The organism is Clostridium sp. TW13 (assembly GCF_024345225.1).
GTDB lineage: Bacteria > Bacillota > Clostridia > Clostridiales > Clostridiaceae > Inconstantimicrobium > Inconstantimicrobium mannanitabidum.
In genome coordinates, this window is the sequence record NZ_BROD01000001.1 from 461,247 (window position 1) to 481,613 (window position 20,367).

Below are 20,367 nucleotides of genomic sequence, written 5' to 3' on the forward strand. Positions count from 1 at the left end.
ATAGTTTGTAGTTTCGTGAAACATGTGATAATACTCCAAGTTGCCCTTTTGCAATAGTTTTTGATGTCATCATCCGATTTCAGCAATATGTAAACAAATTGGTGATTTTATTTACAAATGTTAAATTTGTGTTATAATTATGTATTGTTGAGGTAAAGATGGTGTGATAAATGAGTGTGATATGGATTGTGATATATGGAATAATATATTCTTATTCTGAAAAATTTTCGGAATTATTTGGAGAAAATCATATACTAACGGTCTTTCTAATAATGCTATATATTGGTGCTTTGTATATGTTTTTAAAAAAACAGAAAAGGTTATCAGTATATGGTTTATGCTTTCCTAAATATTGGAGAAAAAAAGACGTTGGTTGGTTAATGCCTTTGTTGAGTTTTCCTTTTGCAAATATGTATTTACAAAGAAATCAAACAATGTTACAGAATTCCTGGATAATGTTTTTACTGATGTTATTTACAGTATTTCTGGAAGAATTATTGTTTCGTGGATATTTGTTAGTGTATCTCTTCGAAAAATGTGGAATTGACAACAAATGGATTGGAATGATTATTTCAAGTGTTTTGTTTGGCATGTTTCATATTGTGAATATTTTTCAGGGAGCGGATATCTTATATACTATGATTCAAATGCTTTGTGCTTGTGGAATAGGATTGTGTTTGTGTGTGCTAGTATCACAATATAAATCCATATTTCCAGGGACAATCGTTCATTATATAATTAACATCACTTCATTTGATATGGAAAAAAGTAATTATCATGTATTATTATTCTTTTTTATATTATCAGTTTTACATATTTTTTATGCATGTTTATTGAAATGGAAGTGGCGGACTATTTAATAAACATTATATCTGTTGCTATGTACGCGAAACAAAAGTTGCGCAGTTGAGTATCTTGTACAATTTTATTCAAAAAATAATAATAGAAAGAACAACGTAAGGTATAGGGGGATATTATGAAATTTTATATTGATCCAGGAACTGGAAGTATGCTTTTTGCTATACTAATTGGCATTATTGGAGCACTTAAATATGTGATTCGAATGACAATGGTCAAGCTACGTTTTATTCTAAGTGGTGGAAAAAAAGTGGACATGAATTCTGGAAGAATTCCATATGTGATTTTTTCGGATAACAAAAGATATTGGAATGTTTTTGAACCCATATGTAGGGAATTTGATCGAAGAGGCATTGATATTGTCTATATGACTGCATCACCAGATGACCCTGTTCTTGAGTGCCCGTATGAACATGTAAAAGGAAAATTTATTGGCAAAAATAATTTGGCATTTGCTAAGCTTAACTATTTAAATGCGACCATTGTTTTATCTACCACACCAGGTTTGGATGTTTATCAATGGAAAAGATCAAAAGAAGTGCAATGCTATGTACATATTCTGCATGCAGCTGGTGAGGTAACATTGTATCGAATGTTTGGAATTGATTACTATGATTCAATGTTATTATCAAGTCAATATCAGCTTGAAGATGTGCGAAAGCTGGAACAGTTAAGACAATTACCAGAAAAAGAGGTTTGTATAGTTGGATTGCCATATATGGATGAAATGGTACAGCGATTGGAGAATAGTGGTCCAGTAGAAGCTCATGATAGAACGGTACTATTGGCTCCTTCATGGGGACCAAGTGCTATTTTCAGTAAGTTTGGTGGAGATATTATAAAAATACTCTTAAAGACGGGATATCATGTTATTGTGAGACCACATCCACAATCATTTGATTCAGAAAAAGATATGATTGCTAAGATTATGAATGAATATCCAGAATCCGAACAATTAGAATGGAATAGGGATGTTGATAATTTTGATGTCTTAAAACGTTCTGATATATTGATTTCAGATTTTTCTGGAGTAACATTTGATTTTGCTTTGGTATATGACAAACCAATTATTTATGCGGATACAAAATTTGATAAAGCACCATATGATGCATGGTGGTTAGAAGAAGATCTCTGGACAAATACAGCTCTTCCAAGAATTGGAATGAAATTAACAGAAGAGAAAATGGATTCATTAAAGGAAATGATCGATACGTGTTTAGAGGATCCGAAGTATGCCAAAGGACGTATTGAAGTTCGAAATGAAACATGGGAGTATTTTGGAGAAGGAACCAAGAGAACTGTAGACTGGTTACTCAATAAATATAGTCAGTTGACCAAAGAAGAGGAGGATAAATAAAAATGACAATACTTGATATATTATATACAATTATAATATCTCCTATTCAATTATTTTTTGAGACCATTTATATGATGGCTAATAATATTATTCATAATCCAGGAATGTCAATTATTGTATTGAGTTTGACAATGAATTTTTTAGTGTTACCTCTTTATCGAAGGGCTGATGCTATGCAAGAGGAAGAGCGTGATATGGAAGCAAAACTTCATGATGGAGTGGCTCATATCAAGAAAACATTCAAAGGCGACGAGAAAATGATGATTCTGCAAACATTTTATAGGCAGAATAATTACAAACCAACGTATGTATTCAAGAGCTCAATTTCATTGTTTTTGGAAATTCCGTTTTTTATTGCTGCATATCAATTTTTATCACATTTACCAATATTACAAGGTGTACGATTTGGCGTTATTGCAAACTTGGGGGCAGCAGATGCATTGATTGCAATTGGTAATTTTCATATTAATTTGTTACCAATTATTATGACTTTAGTGAATTTTGTATCTTGTGTAATATTTACAAAGGGATATCCGAAGAAAACGAAAGTTCAATTGTATTTTATGATGATCTTCTTTTTCATCTTTTTATATAATTCTCCATCAGGATTAGTTTTTTATTGGACATTGAACAATATTTTTTCTTTAGTAAAGACTATTCTTTACAAATTAAAGAATGCAAAGAAAATCTTAAATGTTATGTTCGCATTTGCAGGAGCAGCTTTAGTTATTTGTGCAGTACGATTCGTATATGCAGAAAGCCTATTAAGTTTTATTTGCGTTGCAGGAATTGGTGTTGCATTTATGATACCACTTATTATTTCTGCAATAAAAAAATATAGTAAGATGGAATTAAAAACATTAAATATTGAATCAAATCGTAAAGTATATTTTGGTGGGGCAATATTTATGGCTATTTTAATTGGTTGCGTGATACCGTCTGCAGTTATTAAGGCTTCACCTCAAGAGTTCGTGGATCTATATTACTATGTAAATCCTTTATGGTATATTTGTAGCGCGTTGAGCTTTTCCATCGGAACATTTCTTGTGTGGATGGGGGTGTTCTATTGGTTAACTAGTAAGAAGTACAGAGCATATTTTGAAATTGCAGTTTGGATAATATGTGGAATAATGACGTTGAATTATATGTTTTTTGGAAATAATTTGGGGATATTAAGTAATTCCCTAAATTATGAGAATGGTGTCTCTTTTGACTGGGGGCAAATAATGCTAAACTTAGCAGTTATAATTGGTGTAGCCATTATTATGTTTGTTATTTATCGATTTGGTAGAAAAATAGTTCCACAGGTTCTTATTATTTGTGCAATTGCATTAGGTGTAATGTCATTTTATAATGTAGTTGAAATAAATGAATCAGTTTCTGAAATAAAGAATGGTGTTACACAGGCCAAGGAAGATTTTCCTTCTTTTTCACTTAGCAAATCAGGAAAGAATGTTGTTGTATTGATGATGGATAGAGGGATGAATGAATATATTCCATATTTGTTCAATGAAAAACCGAAATTGAAGGATATGTTTTCTGGATTTACATATTACCCAAATACACTTTCCTTTGGGGGATTTACTAATTTTGGTACACCTGCTTTATTTGGAGGTTATGAATATACGCCGATTGAGATGAATAAGCGTAACACAGAGACTTTGGTATCTAAACAAAACGAGGCATTAAAGGTTATGCCGGTATTGTTTGATAAAAATCATTATAATGTAACAGTTTGTGACCCATCTTATGCAAATTATCAATGGATACCGGATTTGTCTATTTATAACAAATACCCAGATATTCATAAGTATATCACGGTGGGGAAATTTGCATCTAAAGAGAGTAGAGTAATTAAGTCTGTCAATAATAAGAGGAATTTCTTTTGTTATAGTATTATGAAAACAGCTCCTTTATTTGCACAAGCTGTACTGTACGATGGTGGAAGTTATAACCACAAAGGTGCCGCAGATGGAAAAACATCAGTGAATAATATTGTTGCAACTGGACAAAAATTAGTCAATAACTATGTTGCAGATGGAATGAATGCATCTTTTATGAATTCATATTCTACATTAGAAAATCTATCTAATATGACAAAAATAAAAGATGATAATAAGAATACATTCCTAATGATGACAAATGATACGACTCATGAACCAATGCTACTTCAAGAACCAAATTATGTTCCTGCAAAGCATGTAGATAATACTGAATATGAAACTAAGAATGCAAATAGACGTACTGTAAATGGAAAAACATTAAAAATGGAAACTTCACAACAGTGTATTCATTATCAAGCGAATATGGCAAGTATGCTAAAGATTGGTGAATGGATGGAGTATCTGAAAAAGAATAATGTGTATGATAATACAAGGATAATTATTGTAGCAGATCATGGAAGACCATTACAACAATTGAAAGATATGATATTGGATGATGGTAAGAATAGTCTTTATGATACAGAATTTTATAATCCGTTGTTATTAGTGAAGGATTTTAATAGTAACAAATTTTCAACTTCAGAAAAATTTATGACAAATGGTGATGTGCCAACACTTGCAATTAAGGACCTTATTAAAAATCCTAAGAATCCGTTTACGGGAAAAGAAATTAATAATAATGAGAAATATAGCCATGATCAATATGTATTAGGTTCATTAAATTTTGATATTACAAAAAATCATGGAAATATTTACCTGCCAGGGACTTGGTTCAAGGTTCATAATGATATAAGGGATAAAAATAATTGGTCTGTTTTAAATAAAAATTCTACTTTTCCAACACAAAAGTAGAATTTAACCATCAAAAAGGGTCAGTTTTATTTCATAATATATACTTATTGGATGAGAGCTAAAAGAATTCCACACCCAATTTTACAAAAATAAACTTGAAAAATTCAAAGGGTGTGTAGACTGATTGGTTGCAATCTACTGCCGAGACACTTGTCAGACTAGAGAAGAAATAGCTTGATATTAAAACAATTTAATGATTTTAAGTGAATATTGCAGTACATTTTATGTTCCCTCAGACTTAGGTTTGAGGGAATTTTTGATTTAGTTAGGTAAATACGCAGAATTAAGTTGATAACAACTTTTCATTCACACATATAAATTGTAGTTTATTGCCTAATATTGAAAAGCTCACTAGAGAGAGGTATGATTATAATTGGTAATTAATTAAAAGGTTTAGGTATCAGGTATGCATAATATAATTTATAAGTACATGAGTGAATTAGGAATCGATAAATCAATACGTGATGAAATCATGTCATTGTTTAAACTGGAGGAAGTTAAAGCAGGAGATATCATACTTGAAGTTGGAGAGAATACACATGTTGTGTGTTTGATTTTGCAGGGAATTGTACGTGGATATTACCTAGATGAGGATGGAAATGATGTCACCAAGTGTTTTTCTAAGGAAAAGGAATGGTGCTGTGTCTATAACTATCTAGAAGATGGACCTGCTGCTTTCTATGTTGAGGCATTAGAGCATTGCATACTTGCAGAAATAAAAGTGAGTGATATACATGAATTAATGGTTAAGTACCCGTCTATAAACATACTTTATCAAAAACTTATAAATAAGGCATTTTTGAAGGTTGAAGAAAAAGGGGCTTCTTTTCAAATTATGGATGCAAAAGAAAGATATTTATTATTTAGAGATAAGAATCCGGATATTTGTAGTAGAGTTAAACAAGAGTATATTGCTTCATATTTGGGCATTACACCAAGCTCATTAAGCAGGATTAGAAAAAATCTGTAATTGCCATTTGGCAATTACAGATTTAATTTTCTCTGATAGAATTTTCTATATCAAAGCATATAGGAGGTTCAATATGAGTAAAAATGTAGTATTAATAACAGGGTGTTCATCTGGTGTTGGAAGGTCACTATGTGAGCAAATGAAATCTGAAGGGTATATTGTAGTAGCATCTGCTAGAAATATGGCTAGTATCAGCAACATTAATGCAGACATGCTACTTGAGATTGATGTTACAAAAGAGATTACTATTTCTAAGGCAATTGAGCAGATTATGAATCGGTATAGTCGCATTGATATTCTTGTAAACAATGCAGGTTATTCTGTTCGTTCTGCCATTGAAGAAATACAGATATCTGAGCTTCAGCAATTATTCGATGTTAATGTTAATGGTATAATCAGAATGATTCAAGCTGTGGCTCCAATTATGCGTGCACAAGGAAAAGGAAGAATAATTAATATAGGATCAGTTTCTGGAAAATTGACAACAGGCATAAATGGAGGGTATTGCGCTTCAAAACATGCAGTTGAGCCAATAAGTGAGGCTGCAAGATACGAATTGAAACCATATGGCATTCAGGTGACTGTTTTGGAACCAGGAGCTATGGATACTAATTTTTTCAAGACGTTGTCAATCAACTCTGATGAAAGAATGAACAATAGTGCTTCGCCGTATTCTTCTTTTTATCAAAAGGATTTAAACTTTAGAAAAATACAGAAACGTGCGGATATTGAAAAGTCTGTGAAATATATTTGCAAAATCATACGAAAAAAGCATTTAAAAGTGAGATATACAATTTCACTTCCAATTATATTTAAGATTCTAATTAGATTGCCTGACGGAATCAGAGAGAAACTGATGCTGAGGCTTAGTTGATAGTGCAAAATAATATTTGTAAGTAAGCGTCAAAAATTTACTAAATAAAATAAGAGCACTATTATATATCTTGAAAAAAATATCCTTATTTTAAGATAATAAGATATCAAGAAAAACTAAAACACTTGCATTGGTGGCATTGAAGTTCGTTTCCTGTAATTAATTCATTTGTTGCTAATTCATACAGAGCATCGACTATGGTTATCTTGTTTTCAAAAGTAAGGTGTACTTAAGGTTGGCACATTTTGTGGATACTAATAAGTTGTTAATAATTTCTTTTCGCCAGGTTATTGTAGAATTCACCAAAAAATGCTAGAGAGGGGAGCTAATAAATACGGAAAAGGGTAGGACTTTGCGTAATAATTAATGCATTTAGATGATTTTAGAAAATTTAGAGGTATTTTGTATTATATTAGTTTCCAAGATGATATAATGAAGTTAATGTATAGATGGAATAAATCTTTATAAGAAATAAGAAAAGCTGTCTAGAATGTATTAAAAATAAAAATTACTATTTTCAAGGAAATAATCAGTTCTTGTGAAATTAAGTATATATAAGACTGAACTTACTTTAGAGGAGGATTATTATAATGTACAATCAAGAGTTAGAACCATTTTTAAAAGTTGCACCTGTTATCAAAGACATGTTGCAGGAGGATATTATGATAGTTGTTACAGATACGACAAAATTCATATATTACAGTCCTGGTTATAAACTTGATACAAAAATTAGTATAGGCATTGAAATACCAACTAATGGTGCAGTATATAAGGCACTAAAAAGTGGTGAAATAAGTAGTGCAATTATATCTAAAGAAGCATATGGAATTCCATTTAAATCAATTTCGTATCCAGTTAAAGATTCTAATGGAAATGTTATAGGTGTTGTTTGCATAGGCAAAAGTTTGGAAGAACAATATAAAGTTGAAGAATCAACTGATACCTTATTTTCTTCTCTTGAAGAGACTAGTGCAAGTGTTGAAGAAATTAGTTCTGGATCAGAAAAATTGCTCAATATTATCGGTAATCTAGTAGAAACTTCGAAAGAAACAGAAAAGCAGATAAAAGAAAGCAATGAAATTATTAGTTTAATGCAGAACATAGCTTCAAAATCAAATTTATTAGGACTAAATGCAGCAATAGAAGCAGCTAGATCGGGAGAGCAAGGAAAAGGTTTTGCAGTTGTTGCTAGTGAAATGAGAAAATTAGCTCAATTAAGTAGTGAATCATCACAAAAAGTTTCTAATGCATTATTTGAAATAAGTAAAAGCACGGAAGAAGTTTTTAAAATAATAAATGAAGTTCAATCTATTTCAGAAACACAAGCTGCTGCTACTGAAGAAATAACTGCAACATTAGAAGAAGTTACTGCGAGTGCCCAAACTGTGGTTGAAATTGCAAAAGTTAAATAAATTAATGAAATTATTTATTTAACTGATATCTGAAATCGTATTATTAGTTCTAATATAAACTTTTTATGCTGAAAAATTTCATGGTTTCAATTTGGGTATTATCTGCCTAAAAACAGCAGAAGGTAGAAGGCTGCCTTTTATCCCTACGACTTTAGCAGATACTTGATTTGCTATTTCTAAGCTTTTTATATATGAATAGTCTGATTTTCTAGAAGCCATGAAGGCACCAATGTGAGAGTCACCTGCACCAATTGTGTCAACAACATTAGCTTTGATTCCCTTGGCATGCTGTAGGTGTTCACCATCATATATATAGGATCCGTTTTCACCATCTGTGATGATAATCAAATTATTGGTTAAGGCATAAAGTATCTTGACAGCTTGTTCTAAAGTTGTTGTTTTTGTAAAAGTTAGAATTTCGTCCTTGTTTAGATGAACAATTGGTGAAAGTTTGAAAATATCGTCAATCCTTTCTTTATCTATTAGCGAGAATCTTGGTCCAGGAGCGAAGAAAACTTGTAGATGTCTGTTTTCATTAAGAAAAGATATGATTTTATTGCCAGTGGATTCTTCAATTTCTAAGCCACAGATGTAAACCTGGTCAAAATCATCCATATTAAGACCATCAAGCCACATAGGGTCAAAAGTGTATTCAGCACCATGATAGGATAGAAAAGTTCGTTCCCCATTAGATTCAACATAACAATAGCAACACCCGTTATCTTGATCTGCAACTCGGACAAATGGTGATAATCCTATTTTTTTCAGCTGTGAAGCCACATAATCTCCATAGATTCCAGTACCGATAGGTGAACAAAACACATTAGGTACTTCAAAAAGATTTATTATGTTCTGCACATTGAAAGCACAACCGCCTATAGACATAGTTTGACTATTTATGTGGCAGTCTCCAGTGGTAGTGGGTAGTTTTTCTACATTTATGATTATGTCAAGTACAGTAGATCCGATAATCAGTGTTTTTTTCATGGTTACCTCCTAGGCTTATGTAAAATAGGTTTGTTAGATGATTATATTATATCATATTTGGTAATTTACTGTACAAATAATGGTAAGCAGAGTTTGTAATTGTTGCAGAAAGGTTAAAAATGACGACAGAAAATGATTTTTTTGAGTAAACAACATGAATATATGATATCTATATTAAATAAAAATGAAGAACTTAAAAATAGAATATTAAAAGTTTTAAAATAAAACAATAAGTTTAGATAATCTATTGGGAAAAAGACTTGTCTTAATTTACAATTAGATGATACAATAGTGATTATTACAACGATTAATGACAAAATGTTACAAAAAGTATCATGTGTCTTATAAACAAGTGAAAAAATTATTTTGGAGGATGGCAATGAACAAAGGAAAGATTAAAGCAATAATAACAATATTTATGGCAGTAGCAGTTTTTAGCGGGTGTTCTGCAAGTAAAAGCGTAGACAAGCAAACAGGAGCTAGTGCTCAAAAGGAATCAACTTCAACAAAAGACAAGACAAATAGTACAGATTCTACAGCTAATATATTAGCTGCAACTAGCTCAACAGATTTGATAAAGACCTATTATGATGAAATGAGAAAGAAAGTTAAAGCTGATACAACTATATCTGGCATAAGGGCATCAATCCTAAAAGGTACTGATGGAGATAAGATTTTTCTTAAATTTGATGAACTAGCTAAAAAAGATTACGGATTAAATCAAGTTGAAGGTAATATTTCAAATATTATTGATCGAACGTCATTCACAAATACATCGGATGTGAAAGAAATGCCTAACAAGATAGATTCTATGGAAAGAGTTGTTCTTGGAATAGATTCATTATTGTTAGATATGAAGCTTACGAAAATAGATATGTGCAACGGTGTAAAAAATTCAGTAATACAAATCCTTGCAGATAAATTTAAACTTGAATTAGATTATAATGAAACTTATGCATTTATAGAATTAGACGATGTAGAACCAAGTAAATTAGATAAATATGAAAAATATTTAACACAAATAATATATGCCTTCTGTGAAGAGTCTAAGTTAGATACTAATGAACTTGATAATAAATATTCTGAACTAAAAAACAATATAGGGAAGGATAAAAAGAGTATTGAGGTTTTACTGCCAAATAAAATGAAAGTAACCTTAGACCTAGAGAATGGCACCACACCAGGAAATGTTAAGATTGTAATGTCCGCATATTATAATAGATAATATAGGCAAGATTTTAACTTCATATATAATTATGAAAGATAATAAGGTTTAATGTATTATGGAAAAATTAATTACATTATTAAGGTCTATAAGAGACTTTAAAGGATTTAAGTGTGTTTAATTTAGCCTATAAATAGCAATCTGCAATACATAAATAATTTACTAATAATAGGTGTATAGTTAAAAAGGTGAATATTAACTATACACCTATTTTCTTCATCACATCTATATTCTTCATTTAAGAAAGGTATCAAGGACATCATAATGGACTAATACGTAATTTCACCAAAAATGCAAAGCATAAATCAGATTATTGCGCAGATAATATTTTTGATATATATCTTGATAATAAAATATCTCCATTTCACGATAAGAAGATATCAAGAAACGCTAAAACACTTATATTCAAGAAAATAAGTTAAGAGGATTAGATTAGAAAAAAGCAATGGTTAAGAAATTTAAATAAAGTATATATAATGTTATAATGTAGCTATGCTAGACAGAAAACTGATAGAATAAGGGGTTAGGTTATGAGTATATTTGAAACTTTTTATGCTTCAAGAAATGAAGAAAATTCTAAAAAAATGGCTGCATATATGAAGAATAAATTTGAATTCCTTGGTATTGCAAAGCCTGAAAGAGCAAAGTTAAGCAAGGATTTTCTTAAACAACATAAAAAAGATATATCTATTGATTGGGAATTTATATTTAAGTGCTATGATATGCCAGAACGGGAATTTCATTATTTAGCTTTAGATTATATTTTGTTATTAAAAAAACAACTTATCCCAGATGATATTATCAGGATTGAAAAGCTTATTATAACAAATTCATGGTGGGATAGTACAGATTGTCTTGATGCTATTGTTGGGTATATGTGTTTGGAGTATCCACAATTAAAAGAATCTATAATATTAAAGTGGATTGAGTGTGATAATATCTGGTTGAAAAGGGTAGCTATAGATTTTCAATTGCAATATAAAGATAGAACAGATGTTGATATATTGAAAAAAGCCATACTTAGTAATTGTAATACAGGTGAATTTTTTGTGAATAAAGCCATAGGATGGTCATTAAGAGAATACTCAAAGATTAATAAAGAATGGGTTGGGAATTTTTTAAAGGAAAATAAATTATCTACACTAAGTGTTAGGGAAGCAAGTAAGTATCTTTAGATGTTAATAGCACTTACTTTTAAGGGAAATCTTATGTAGGAAAATAATTATTAAGAATATAATATTATTAGAAATTTTAAGCTAATGGGAAAAAATATTTAATGCGTTGATTGATAGAATTGAGCGTATTGTATGAATCAACGCATTATGTTTTCATATTGAAAATGGCATGAGAATTGAAAATAAACATATCAAATAAACTATACTATATCCAAGAGTTCTGAAAGATCATGTATAGTGTGTTTGGAGTATGTACATGTAGAAGTTTTATCATATTTATAAAAACAAGAATCAATTCCACTGTTAATTGCTCCTTGCACATCAGAAGTAGGGCTATCCCCAACCATCAGTATTGAACTTTTAGGAACTTCAGATAAATTTTTAATACAGAAGTCAAAGAAGTAAGGTGAAGGTTTTTCATGTTTTATTATATCAGAGATGAAATGCCCATCAAACAAGTTGATTATACCAGCATTTGATAAACGTTTTATTTGAGTTGAATATAAGCCATTAGATGCTGAATATATTTTTTTGCCCATCGTCTTCAGTTTTATTAAGGTATCTTCTGCATTAGGAATAAGAGCGGAGGAATTATCAAGATGAAATCTAAACATTCTTTCTATTTCTTTGCCATCAACTTGGATGTCATAAAGTTTGAAAAACTCACTGAAGCGCGTATTAAGAACAATATCTTTTGAAATTTTACCTTGTTCAAGGCTATGCCATAGAGAGTTGTTTATATTTTGGTATTGCTGCAATAAATCATTATTATAGCTTAATCCTATTTCGTGAATGACTTTTTTGAAGCCGTCTTTTTCAGCAGCATTAAAATCTAAAATAGTGTTGTCTAAGTCCATTAAAATAATATCATACATAATTATTGTCTCCTTACTATATGCTTATTATATTCTATATTAAATTAAATTGTTTTAAGCCTTTATAAATTCCATTATTTTCAAGGGTATCAGTTTTATAATTTGCTATTTTAAGAACTTCTGCGCTGCTGTTTCCCATAGCTATGCCATATTCCACATAATTGAGCATATCAATATCATTTAAACTATCTCCAAATGCATATGTATTTTCAATATTTATATTCAAATGTTGTAATATTGCCTCTATTCCTTTTACTTTTGAAAATCCTTTCGGAACTAATTCAATAAATTGTGCACTATGACAAATGCAATCAAAATCTTTTTCAAGGCTTTTATATGCTTCTTTAAAATTGCTATGCTCATTTGTTTTACAGGTAATTTTATTAAAACGATAATCTAATCCAAGTCCAGTAACTGGTTTTATTTTATCACCAAATAATTTTTTGAACGTCTTTATGGAAAACTGATCTCCTTCAAAATCATCTCCATCATCCATATATAGATAATCTTGTCCTTCTAGTATAAAGAAAATATTATGTTTCTTTAGAGTACTTATTACATTGCCACATATACTTTCTTCTAAATCTAGATTATAGATTACACTTCTTTCATATTCTACATAAGTTCCACAAGCAGCCAGTACTCCATCAAATCCTAAGTCTACTAATTCTTGTGGAATCATAGCCCTTGCTCGTCCAGTTGATATAAAAGCAAGATGTCCATTTTGTTTTAATTGTTTAATTCCTTCTATGGTACTATCAGGTACACCTATAACAGGATTATACAGAGTACCATCAATATCAAAAAATACTGCTTTTCTTTTCATATTCTCCTCCATTAAATTATTATTTAAGTTTGCTATTTATCAAATAATTAAATTACTTCTTCTAAGTGATTTTACATACATTATATGAAAAATTACTGTCTCTTTGTTCTATTGCACTCATTATTTTGTTATGATATTCTATCATACTTTCTATAGCAGTGTCTATTGCCTGGTATCCAATATCACACGTGGATTGTTAATATGATTAGTTCAGCAGAAGCAAAGCGAATAGAACAAGGGAAAATAGAAGAAAGGAAAAACATAACTAGAAATTTATTAGATGTATTAGATACCAATTAAAGCATAGTAATAGTTACACATTTATATAATTTACTGTAAGAGTATTTATATAAGAAAGGATAATGTTATGTCAGAAATAAGATGTCCCATGACAGGAAGAACAAGCAAAGCAGTAGCAGGAGAAGGAACCCCTAATGAGTATTGGTGGCCAAACCAGCTTAAGCTTAATGTTCTTCGCCAAAACTGTGAGAAAAGCAATCCTATGTCTAATGATTTTAACTATGCTGAAGAATTTGAGAAATTAGATTATTATGAACTAAAGAATGATTTATATAAGTTGATGACAGACTCTCAAGAATGGTGGCCAGCTGACTATGGTCATTATGGACCCTTCTTTATTCGCATGGCTTGGCACAGTGCTGGAACATATAGAATTGGTGATGGTAGAGGAGGTGGAGGACAAGGGCTTCAACGTTTTCCACCACTTAATAGTTGGCCAGATAATATAAGCCTAGATAAAGCACGTCGTTTACTTTGGCCAATTAAAAAGAAGTATGGAAACAAAATATCTTGGGCTGACCTTATGATATTAGCAGGTAATTGTGCATTTGAATCTATGGGACTAAAGACAATTGGCTTTGGTGGTGGAAGAGAGGACGTTTGGGAACCACAGGAGGATATTTACTGGGGGAGTGAGAAAAAATGGCTTGGAGCTGAACGTAATAAAGAGGATAAAGAGCTTGAAAATCCTCTAGCAGCTGTACAAATGGGCTTAATTTATGTAAACCCAGAGGGGCCAAATGGAAATCCAGATCCGAAGGCATCAGTCAATGATATAAGGGAAGTATTCTCTCGTATGGCAATGAATGATCAAGAAACTGTTGCTCTTATAGCAGGTGGACATACTTTTGGCAAATGTCATGGCGCTGCATCACCCACATATGTTGGATTAGAGCCAGAAGCTGCACCTATAGAACAGCAAGGTTTGGGGTGGAAAAATAGCTATAAAACTGGTAAAGGACCAGATACCATAAGTAGTGGGCTTGAAGGTGCATGGAAGGCTGAGCCAACAAAGTGGACAATGGGTTACTTAAAAACATTATTTAAATATCAGTGGGAATTAGTTAAAAGTCCAGCAGGAGCATATCAATGGTTGGCTAAGGATGTGGATGAAGAGGATATGGTAGTTGATGCTTATGATCCATTAAAAAAGCATAGACCTATGATGACCACAGCAGATCTAGCCATTATTAATGATCCTATTTATAGATCAATAGCAAAGGATTATCTAGAAAATCCCCAAAAGTTTGAGGAGGATTTTGCTCGTGCTTGGTTCAAATTAACCCATAGAGACATGGGACCAATATCAAGATATCTTGGACCAGAAGTTCCAAAAGAAAGCTTTATTTGGCAAGACCCAGTGCCAAAAGCTAACTATAAATTGATTAATAAAAAGAATATTTCAGACCTTAAGAAAAAGATTTTAGATTCAGGCTTATCAATATCAGATCTTGTAACAACAGCATGGGAATCTGCATCAACATTTCGTGGGTCAGATAAGCGTGGAGGAGCAAATGGGGCAAGAATACGCTTAAAGCCACAAAGAGAATGGGAAGTTAATGAGCCGGAAAGACTTAACAAGGTGTTAAAGGCACTAGAAAACATTCAAAGTAGTTTTAACAATTCACACTCAAGGGATAAGAAGGTTTCTTTAGCAGATATTATTGTATTAGGTGGATGTGTTGGTATAGAACAAGCTGCAAAAGATGCGGGGTATAACATAACTGTTCCTTTTACTCCAGGACGTACAGATGCAACCCAAGAGGAAACTGATATAAAGTCATTTAATGTACTTGAACCTAAGGGGGATGGATTTAGAAACTATATGAAAGATAATTATGAAGTAACATCAGATGAAATGCTAATAGATAAAGCGCAACTATTATCACTAACTATTCCAGAAATGACAGTATTAATTGGTGGTATGCGTGTGCTAAACACTAATTATAAGCAGTCACAGGATGGAGTGTTTACCGATAGAGAAGAATGTCTTACAAATGATTTCTTTGTAAATCTTCTTGATATTAATACTGTGTGGAAGGCTTTACCTGATATTAAGGAAATGTTTGTAGGTTATGATAGGCAAACAGGAAGTGTGAAGTGGACAGCAACAAGAGTTGATCTTATATTCGGGTCAAATTCACAATTGCGTGCAGTTGCAGAGGTTTATGCATCTAATGGCAATGAAGAAAAGTTCATACAAGATTTTGTAGCAGCATGGAATAAGGTAATGAACGCAGATCGTTTTGATATTAAAGAATAAGATTGATTAAATACCAGTAAAATTTTTATTTGGAGGATTTTTGTAAATAAGATTTGCAAAAGCATTTGGTGCAATTCTAGCAATAATTTTTTCTGGTATATTTTTTGGCTTATTTTCTAATAGTGTATATTTTTATAGAGTATTAAGAAAGAAAAAAGCAGTAAATGAAAAGTGCTAATTTTGTAAATAGGGTTGATAGAAATGATTGTTAATGCAGATAATTTTAGAGAAGAATTAATAAAAATTTTAGAGAATGCTAAAGAACAAGGAAAAGTATTTGTTGATATTAGTTCTGAAGAATTGCATAAACAAGTTGGTGGTTATCCAGGAAGAAATCATAGAATGCCAACATGTTGCAATGTAATGAAAAACATGATGAAACCTAATGATAAAATAATCCAAGAACCACTAAAAGGGAAAGGAGCATCTCTTATTATAAGATATTTTCTTAAATAGGCTGAAGATCAGATGATATCTCAGTTATATATCTTGATAATAAAATATATCTATTTCATGATATGAAGATAGAAAAAAATATAAAAGCTAAGCATTGGTTTAGGATAGTTTTGAAAGGGTATAATAAATGAAAATAGATTTTATAATATAATTCATTTAGATGTAATTTAATTATATAGAGGAGAAAGTGATAGCATGGAAATAAAAAGAGGAGTAAATAAATTTTATATTGGAGATATGGAAGAAAATCCTTTGGCTCAGATAATACTAACTGATACTGAGAAAGATATAATAAAAATTGAACATACTTATGTATATGAGCAATTAAAAGGCACAGGTGCGGGTAAGCAATTAGTAAAGAAAGTTGTAGAATTTGCGATGAGTAATAATAAAAAAATAGAACCAATATGTAGTTTTGCCCAAAAAGAATTTGATAAGAATAAAGAATATGAGTGTGTTTTATATAAAAAAATATAGGGTATGCCTAAATGGCACTATTTCTTACTGCAATATACATCTATTTTTTAGTATTGATATATTATAATTAAAATCATAGTATAAATTTGAATATGATTTTACTAAATTAATGAAGTTAATACTAGGAGAAAATAGCATGTTGAAAGACTTGGAAATTGAGCAAATAAAAAATGTACTAAAAACTGGAATTGGTGAAGGCTTTTTAGCTGGTGCCAATCTCATGATTATTAAGAACGGAAAAGAACTATTTTATCATGAAGATGGTTTTGCTGACAGAGAAAAGAAAATTCCTATAAAAAGAAATTCAATTTTTCGTTTATATTCTATGACAAAACCAATTACAGCTACAGCAGCAATGATTCTATTAGAACGGGGAGAAATCGACTTATATGATCCTGTAAGTAAATATTTAGTTGGATTTAAAAATCAAAAAGTAATGCAAGGTGATATGCTTGTTCCAGCAGAAAGAGAAGTTATATTGAAAGACTTATTATCTATGACTTCAGGCTTGGTATATAGTGGTGAAAGTTTAGCTGGAAAAAGTATAGAAAATTTATTTGAAGAGATTAAAGACGAATTGTACCATGATTCTTCAATGACTACACTTGAAATAGCCAACAAAATAGGTGAGTGTCCATTAGCATTCCAACCTGGAACATCATGGGAATATGGCACATCTGCAGATGTATTAGGTGCAGTTGTAGAGATAGTAAGTGGTAAGAAGTTTGGTGATTTTCTAAAAGATGAGATATTTAAGCCTTTAGGGATGAATGATACAGACTTTTGGGTACCTGAAGAAAAACGAGACCGTTTGGTTAAAACATATGAAGATAACGGTAGAGGTCTAGAACTTTATACACAGAATCATTTAGCAATTATGCAGATGATGGACAAAAAACCAACATTTGAATCAGGTGGTGCAGGCTTGGTGTCAACAATCGATGATTATGCAAAATTTGCTAATATGTTGTTATGCGACGGGACTTATAATGGAATACAGATTTTAAAGCCAAAGACAGTAAAATATATGACAACATCCACTTTAAATAGCCAACAGCAGAGTGACATGGACCTTTGGGATACTTTATGTGGACATAGTTATGGAAATTTGATGAGAGTAATGACAGATTGTACAAAAGCAGGTGTACTAGGAAGTGATGGAGAATATGGTTGGGATGGATGGCTTGGAGCATATTTTTCAAATTCCCAAACTGACAACTTAACATTTTTGTTTATGATGCAAAAAACTAACTCTGGAACAACCTCATTAACTAGAAAACTACGAAATATTATTTTTAGTGCATGTTGTGAATAATTGATATCTTCTTATCTTAATGGTAAGGAGATTTTCTGTTTTATAAAAATTTGTTGCATGTTATATTACTTTTTATTACACTAGTATAGTATTTTAGTATATATTTAATTAGATAATAGTTACATAATTAAGATAGTGAAATAAGGTATTATTTTATGTTTAGGCATCTGGAAATAGGTTACAAGTTTAAATAGACTAGAACATAAAACTACTTGTTTTTACATGCCTTACCATATAATAGTGAAATAGAAGGGAGATATCGTAATGATACTTGAACATACTGCAAGTCGGGACGGGAAGCTTATAACTTTCATGCGAACAGAATTAGGATTATCAGCTACATTGACTAAAAGGTTGGGCGCTATGGATGCCTGTAAGGTCAATGGTGAAAATGTTCGCATTTATCATAGAGTTCATTCAGGTGACATCATAGCCATTACTATTGAGGAGATGCTACCGAACTACATAGCTGAAGAAGGCGAGCTAAATATTTTGTATGAAGATGATACTATAATTGTCCTAGATAAGCCAGCTGGCATTACTATGCATCCAACTGCCAACCGTGAATCTGGAACGCTTGCTAATCGGATTGTATTTTATTATCAACATACTGGGCAGAAATGTAATATCCATCTTCTGAACCGTCTTGATAGAGATACCTTTGGGGTTGTACTAATTGCAAAAAATGCCCACATACATGCTATTATGAGTGGATACCTTAACAACGGCAATATTCGCAAAATTTATAATGCTGCAGTTTTCGGACATCCAGCAGCTGACCATGGCACAATATGTCATCCCATTGCTCGTGTGTCAGAAACAAGTCTTCTACGTTGTGTGCGTGAGGATGGACAGTATGCAAAAACAGTCTATGATGTATTGCAGACAATGTCAGATTGTAGTCTGTTGAAGTTACAGCCAGAGACTGGCCGAACTCATCAGTTGCGTCTCCACTGTTCCTATGAAGGGTTCCCGATGCTGGGTGATTCGCAGTACGGCACAGAGGAATCACAGGCATTCTCAGTTGACCATGGATACGAGTTTCAGCAACTTTGCGCAGTGTCACTGACTTTTCCTCATCCAATGACTGGTGAGGAGATAACAGTCACTTCTAAGCAGAAAGTTGAGCTTCCGTAATAATTTAAAGCATCTTCTAGATAAGGAAGGTGCTTTTTTGTATTTAATTGTTAAGGAGAAAATTTTATAGAGATATCCAAATTTAATAAATTAGATAATGTTTTACACTAAAATTATGTATAATATAATTATACTAGGTGATGTTTGTATGCAAGCGAATATTAATAATTGAATTTCTATACTCAGAAGCTAATGAAAATTTTTCTAAAGTTGCAAGGATGGGAGCAAGGTAGACTCAAGAACTTCTAATCCTGTGGAAAATAAGGAATTAGGATATGATTTTGAATATAGTGATAATCTTTAACTCTTAATTAAAAAATAAGGTGGTGTAAAAATGCAAAATATAGATTATAAAAAATTTCTACAAGTATTAAAAGAAACTAAAGGACTTCATAATTCATTAAATGAAATATTAAAATATGATTTTATATACCATTCAAATAAAATAGAAGGAAGTACTTTTACTACCGAAGCATTACAGCTTTTGTTCGAAAAAAATATAGTACAAGGAACTCATAAATTAGATGATGTTCAAGAAACAGTAAACTCATTTTATACATTTGATATGGTAATTGATACTTTAGATAAAAAGTTAACTTTAGACATGATAAAGGAATGGCATGGTAGTTTAATGTATAGAACTAGTTTGTATGACATGGGGCTTGCTGGAATATTTAAAAAATATCAAAATAAAATACTTGGAGCTGATTTTGAAACAGCAAGTCCGTTGGAAGTTGAAGATAAATTAAATGTCTTAATAAATAATTTTAATTTACTAGAAAAAGTAACAATTGAGGATATAGCAAGATTTCATCTAGAATTTGAAGTTATCCATCCATTTCAAGATGGCAATGGTAGAATAGGACGATTTATATATTTAAAACAGCTACTTGATAATAGATTATCGCTAAAATATATGAATGGTGAATCAGCGGATGAGTACAAAAAAGCATTAGGTGCTGCTTCCAAAGATAATATAAAACCATTAACTCAATATATAGAAAATCAAAAAGATTTTATACTAGAAAATAAAAACATGTTTTAACCCCCACTAATTAAATTGTA

17 protein-coding genes are annotated in these 20,367 nt (G+C 31.2%); 14 read left to right on the top strand and 3 right to left on the bottom strand.

The annotated features are described in order from the left end of the window. Positions 1–170 precede the first annotated feature (170 nt). The 6 genes from OCU47_RS02290 to OCU47_RS02315 all read left to right on the top strand — a co-directional run bounded on the left by OCU47_RS02290 (position 171) and on the right by OCU47_RS02315 (position 8,266). Positions 171–860, top strand: coding sequence for a CPBP family intramembrane glutamic endopeptidase (locus OCU47_RS02290; protein WP_261826978.1), 690 nt, complete (start codon positions 171–173; stop codon positions 858–860). Positions 861–1,063: 203 nt separating this feature from the next. Continuing rightward, positions 1,064–2,215: a CDP-glycerol glycerophosphotransferase family protein gene (locus tag OCU47_RS02295; protein WP_261830568.1), complete on the top strand. Its 1,152-nt coding sequence runs from the start codon at positions 1,064–1,066 to the stop codon at positions 2,213–2,215. Positions 2,216–2,217: 2 nt separating this feature from the next. Continuing rightward, the gene (locus tag OCU47_RS02300; protein WP_261826979.1) at positions 2,218–5,010 is read left to right on the top strand and encodes a YidC/Oxa1 family membrane protein insertase; all 2,793 of its coding nucleotides are present in this window, start codon (positions 2,218–2,220) and stop codon (positions 5,008–5,010) included. Positions 5,011–5,416: 406 nt separating this feature from the next. Beyond that, positions 5,417–5,980 (top strand): Crp/Fnr family transcriptional regulator, encoded by a 564-nt coding sequence (locus OCU47_RS02305; protein ID WP_261826980.1) that lies wholly within the window; start codon positions 5,417–5,419, stop codon positions 5,978–5,980. Positions 5,981–6,053: 73 nt separating this feature from the next. Further along, positions 6,054–6,854 carry an SDR family oxidoreductase gene (locus tag OCU47_RS02310; protein ID WP_261826981.1) on the top strand — a complete coding sequence of 267 codons (801 nt, stop codon included), beginning with the start codon at positions 6,054–6,056 and terminating at the stop codon, positions 6,852–6,854. 590 nt (positions 6,855–7,444) lie between these two features. After that, positions 7,445–8,266, top strand: coding sequence for a methyl-accepting chemotaxis protein (locus tag OCU47_RS02315; RefSeq protein ID WP_261826982.1), 822 nt, complete (start codon positions 7,445–7,447; stop codon positions 8,264–8,266). 78 nt (positions 8,267–8,344) lie between these two features. Here OCU47_RS02315 and OCU47_RS02320 read toward each other — a convergent pair whose 3' ends face one another. Then, complete coding sequence (locus OCU47_RS02320) at positions 8,345–9,253, bottom strand: carbohydrate kinase family protein (RefSeq protein WP_261826983.1); 909 nt, start codon at positions 9,251–9,253, stop codon at positions 8,345–8,347. Between the two features lie 379 nt (positions 9,254–9,632). Here OCU47_RS02320 and OCU47_RS02325 point away from each other — a divergent pair, with 379 nt between their 5' ends. Both OCU47_RS02325 and OCU47_RS02330 read left to right on the top strand, forming a co-directional pair. After that, the gene (locus OCU47_RS02325; RefSeq protein ID WP_261826984.1) at positions 9,633–10,478 is read left to right on the top strand and encodes a hypothetical protein; all 846 of its coding nucleotides are present in this window, start codon (positions 9,633–9,635) and stop codon (positions 10,476–10,478) included. Positions 10,479–11,008: 530 nt separating this feature from the next. Beyond that, the gene (locus OCU47_RS02330) at positions 11,009–11,653 is read left to right on the top strand and encodes a DNA alkylation repair protein (protein ID WP_261826985.1); all 645 of its coding nucleotides are present in this window, start codon (positions 11,009–11,011) and stop codon (positions 11,651–11,653) included. A gap of 200 nt (positions 11,654–11,853) precedes the next feature. On the opposite strand, the gene OCU47_RS02335 is transcribed toward OCU47_RS02330, so the two are convergent. Both OCU47_RS02335 and OCU47_RS02340 read right to left on the bottom strand, forming a co-directional pair. Further along, positions 11,854–12,528 carry a YjjG family noncanonical pyrimidine nucleotidase gene (locus tag OCU47_RS02335; RefSeq protein ID WP_261826986.1) on the bottom strand — a complete coding sequence of 225 codons (675 nt, stop codon included), beginning with the start codon at positions 12,526–12,528 and terminating at the stop codon, positions 11,854–11,856. A gap of 34 nt (positions 12,529–12,562) precedes the next feature. Continuing rightward, positions 12,563–13,354, bottom strand: a complete 792-nt coding sequence (locus OCU47_RS02340; protein WP_261826987.1) for a Cof-type HAD-IIB family hydrolase — start codon at positions 13,352–13,354, stop codon at positions 12,563–12,565. A 367-nt stretch (positions 13,355–13,721) separates the two neighbouring features. Here OCU47_RS02340 and katG point away from each other — a divergent pair, with 367 nt between their 5' ends. From katG to OCU47_RS02370, 6 genes are all read left to right on the top strand, one after another. Continuing rightward, on the top strand, positions 13,722–15,917 hold the full coding sequence (gene katG / locus OCU47_RS02345) for a catalase/peroxidase HPI (RefSeq protein ID WP_261826988.1): 2,196 nt from the start codon (positions 13,722–13,724) through the stop codon (positions 15,915–15,917). A 201-nt stretch (positions 15,918–16,118) separates the two neighbouring features. Further along, a complete protein-coding gene (locus OCU47_RS02350) occupies positions 16,119–16,373 on the top strand; it encodes a hypothetical protein (RefSeq protein WP_261826989.1) in 255 nt (84 codons plus the stop codon). Positions 16,374–16,568: 195 nt separating this feature from the next. Beyond that, on the top strand, positions 16,569–16,850 hold the full coding sequence (locus tag OCU47_RS02355; protein WP_261826990.1) for a GNAT family N-acetyltransferase: 282 nt from the start codon (positions 16,569–16,571) through the stop codon (positions 16,848–16,850). A 136-nt stretch (positions 16,851–16,986) separates the two neighbouring features. Further along, positions 16,987–18,165 carry a serine hydrolase domain-containing protein gene (locus OCU47_RS02360; RefSeq protein WP_261826991.1) on the top strand — a complete coding sequence of 393 codons (1,179 nt, stop codon included), beginning with the start codon at positions 16,987–16,989 and terminating at the stop codon, positions 18,163–18,165. Between the two features lie 264 nt (positions 18,166–18,429). Then, on the top strand, positions 18,430–19,302 hold the full coding sequence (locus OCU47_RS02365) for an RluA family pseudouridine synthase (RefSeq protein ID WP_261826992.1): 873 nt from the start codon (positions 18,430–18,432) through the stop codon (positions 19,300–19,302). Positions 19,303–19,636: 334 nt separating this feature from the next. Next, complete coding sequence (locus tag OCU47_RS02370; protein WP_261826993.1) at positions 19,637–20,347, top strand: Fic family protein; 711 nt, start codon at positions 19,637–19,639, stop codon at positions 20,345–20,347. The last annotated feature ends 20 nt before the right edge of the window (positions 20,348–20,367 follow it).

What these genes read in the sequence shown, in the direction of transcription:
- OCU47_RS02290 (WP_261826978.1), top strand. Translation starts at nt 171, where the DNA reads ATGAGTGTGATATGGATTGTGATATATGGAATAATATATTCTTATTCT.
- OCU47_RS02295 (WP_261830568.1), top strand. Translation starts at nt 1,064, where the DNA reads ATGACAATGGTCAAGCTACGTTTTATTCTAAGTGGTGGAAAAAAAGTG.
- OCU47_RS02300 (WP_261826979.1), top strand. Translation starts at nt 2,218, where the DNA reads ATGACAATACTTGATATATTATATACAATTATAATATCTCCTATTCAA.
- OCU47_RS02305 (WP_261826980.1), top strand. Translation starts at nt 5,417, where the DNA reads ATGCATAATATAATTTATAAGTACATGAGTGAATTAGGAATCGATAAA.
- OCU47_RS02310 (WP_261826981.1), top strand. Translation starts at nt 6,054, where the DNA reads ATGAGTAAAAATGTAGTATTAATAACAGGGTGTTCATCTGGTGTTGGA.
- OCU47_RS02315 (WP_261826982.1), top strand. Translation starts at nt 7,445, where the DNA reads ATGTACAATCAAGAGTTAGAACCATTTTTAAAAGTTGCACCTGTTATC.
- OCU47_RS02320 (WP_261826983.1), bottom strand. Translation starts at nt 9,253, where the DNA reads ATGAAAAAAACACTGATTATCGGATCTACTGTACTTGACATAATCATA.
- OCU47_RS02325 (WP_261826984.1), top strand. Translation starts at nt 9,633, where the DNA reads ATGAACAAAGGAAAGATTAAAGCAATAATAACAATATTTATGGCAGTA.
- OCU47_RS02330 (WP_261826985.1), top strand. Translation starts at nt 11,009, where the DNA reads ATGAGTATATTTGAAACTTTTTATGCTTCAAGAAATGAAGAAAATTCT.
- OCU47_RS02335 (WP_261826986.1), bottom strand. Translation starts at nt 12,528, where the DNA reads ATGTATGATATTATTTTAATGGACTTAGACAACACTATTTTAGATTTT.
- OCU47_RS02340 (WP_261826987.1), bottom strand. Translation starts at nt 13,354, where the DNA reads ATGAAAAGAAAAGCAGTATTTTTTGATATTGATGGTACTCTGTATAAT.
- katG (WP_261826988.1), top strand. Translation starts at nt 13,722, where the DNA reads ATGTCAGAAATAAGATGTCCCATGACAGGAAGAACAAGCAAAGCAGTA.
- OCU47_RS02350 (WP_261826989.1), top strand. Translation starts at nt 16,119, where the DNA reads ATGATTGTTAATGCAGATAATTTTAGAGAAGAATTAATAAAAATTTTA.
- OCU47_RS02355 (WP_261826990.1), top strand. Translation starts at nt 16,569, where the DNA reads ATGGAAATAAAAAGAGGAGTAAATAAATTTTATATTGGAGATATGGAA.
- OCU47_RS02360 (WP_261826991.1), top strand. Translation starts at nt 16,987, where the DNA reads ATGTTGAAAGACTTGGAAATTGAGCAAATAAAAAATGTACTAAAAACT.
- OCU47_RS02365 (WP_261826992.1), top strand. Translation starts at nt 18,430, where the DNA reads ATGATACTTGAACATACTGCAAGTCGGGACGGGAAGCTTATAACTTTC.
- OCU47_RS02370 (WP_261826993.1), top strand. Translation starts at nt 19,637, where the DNA reads ATGCAAAATATAGATTATAAAAAATTTCTACAAGTATTAAAAGAAACT.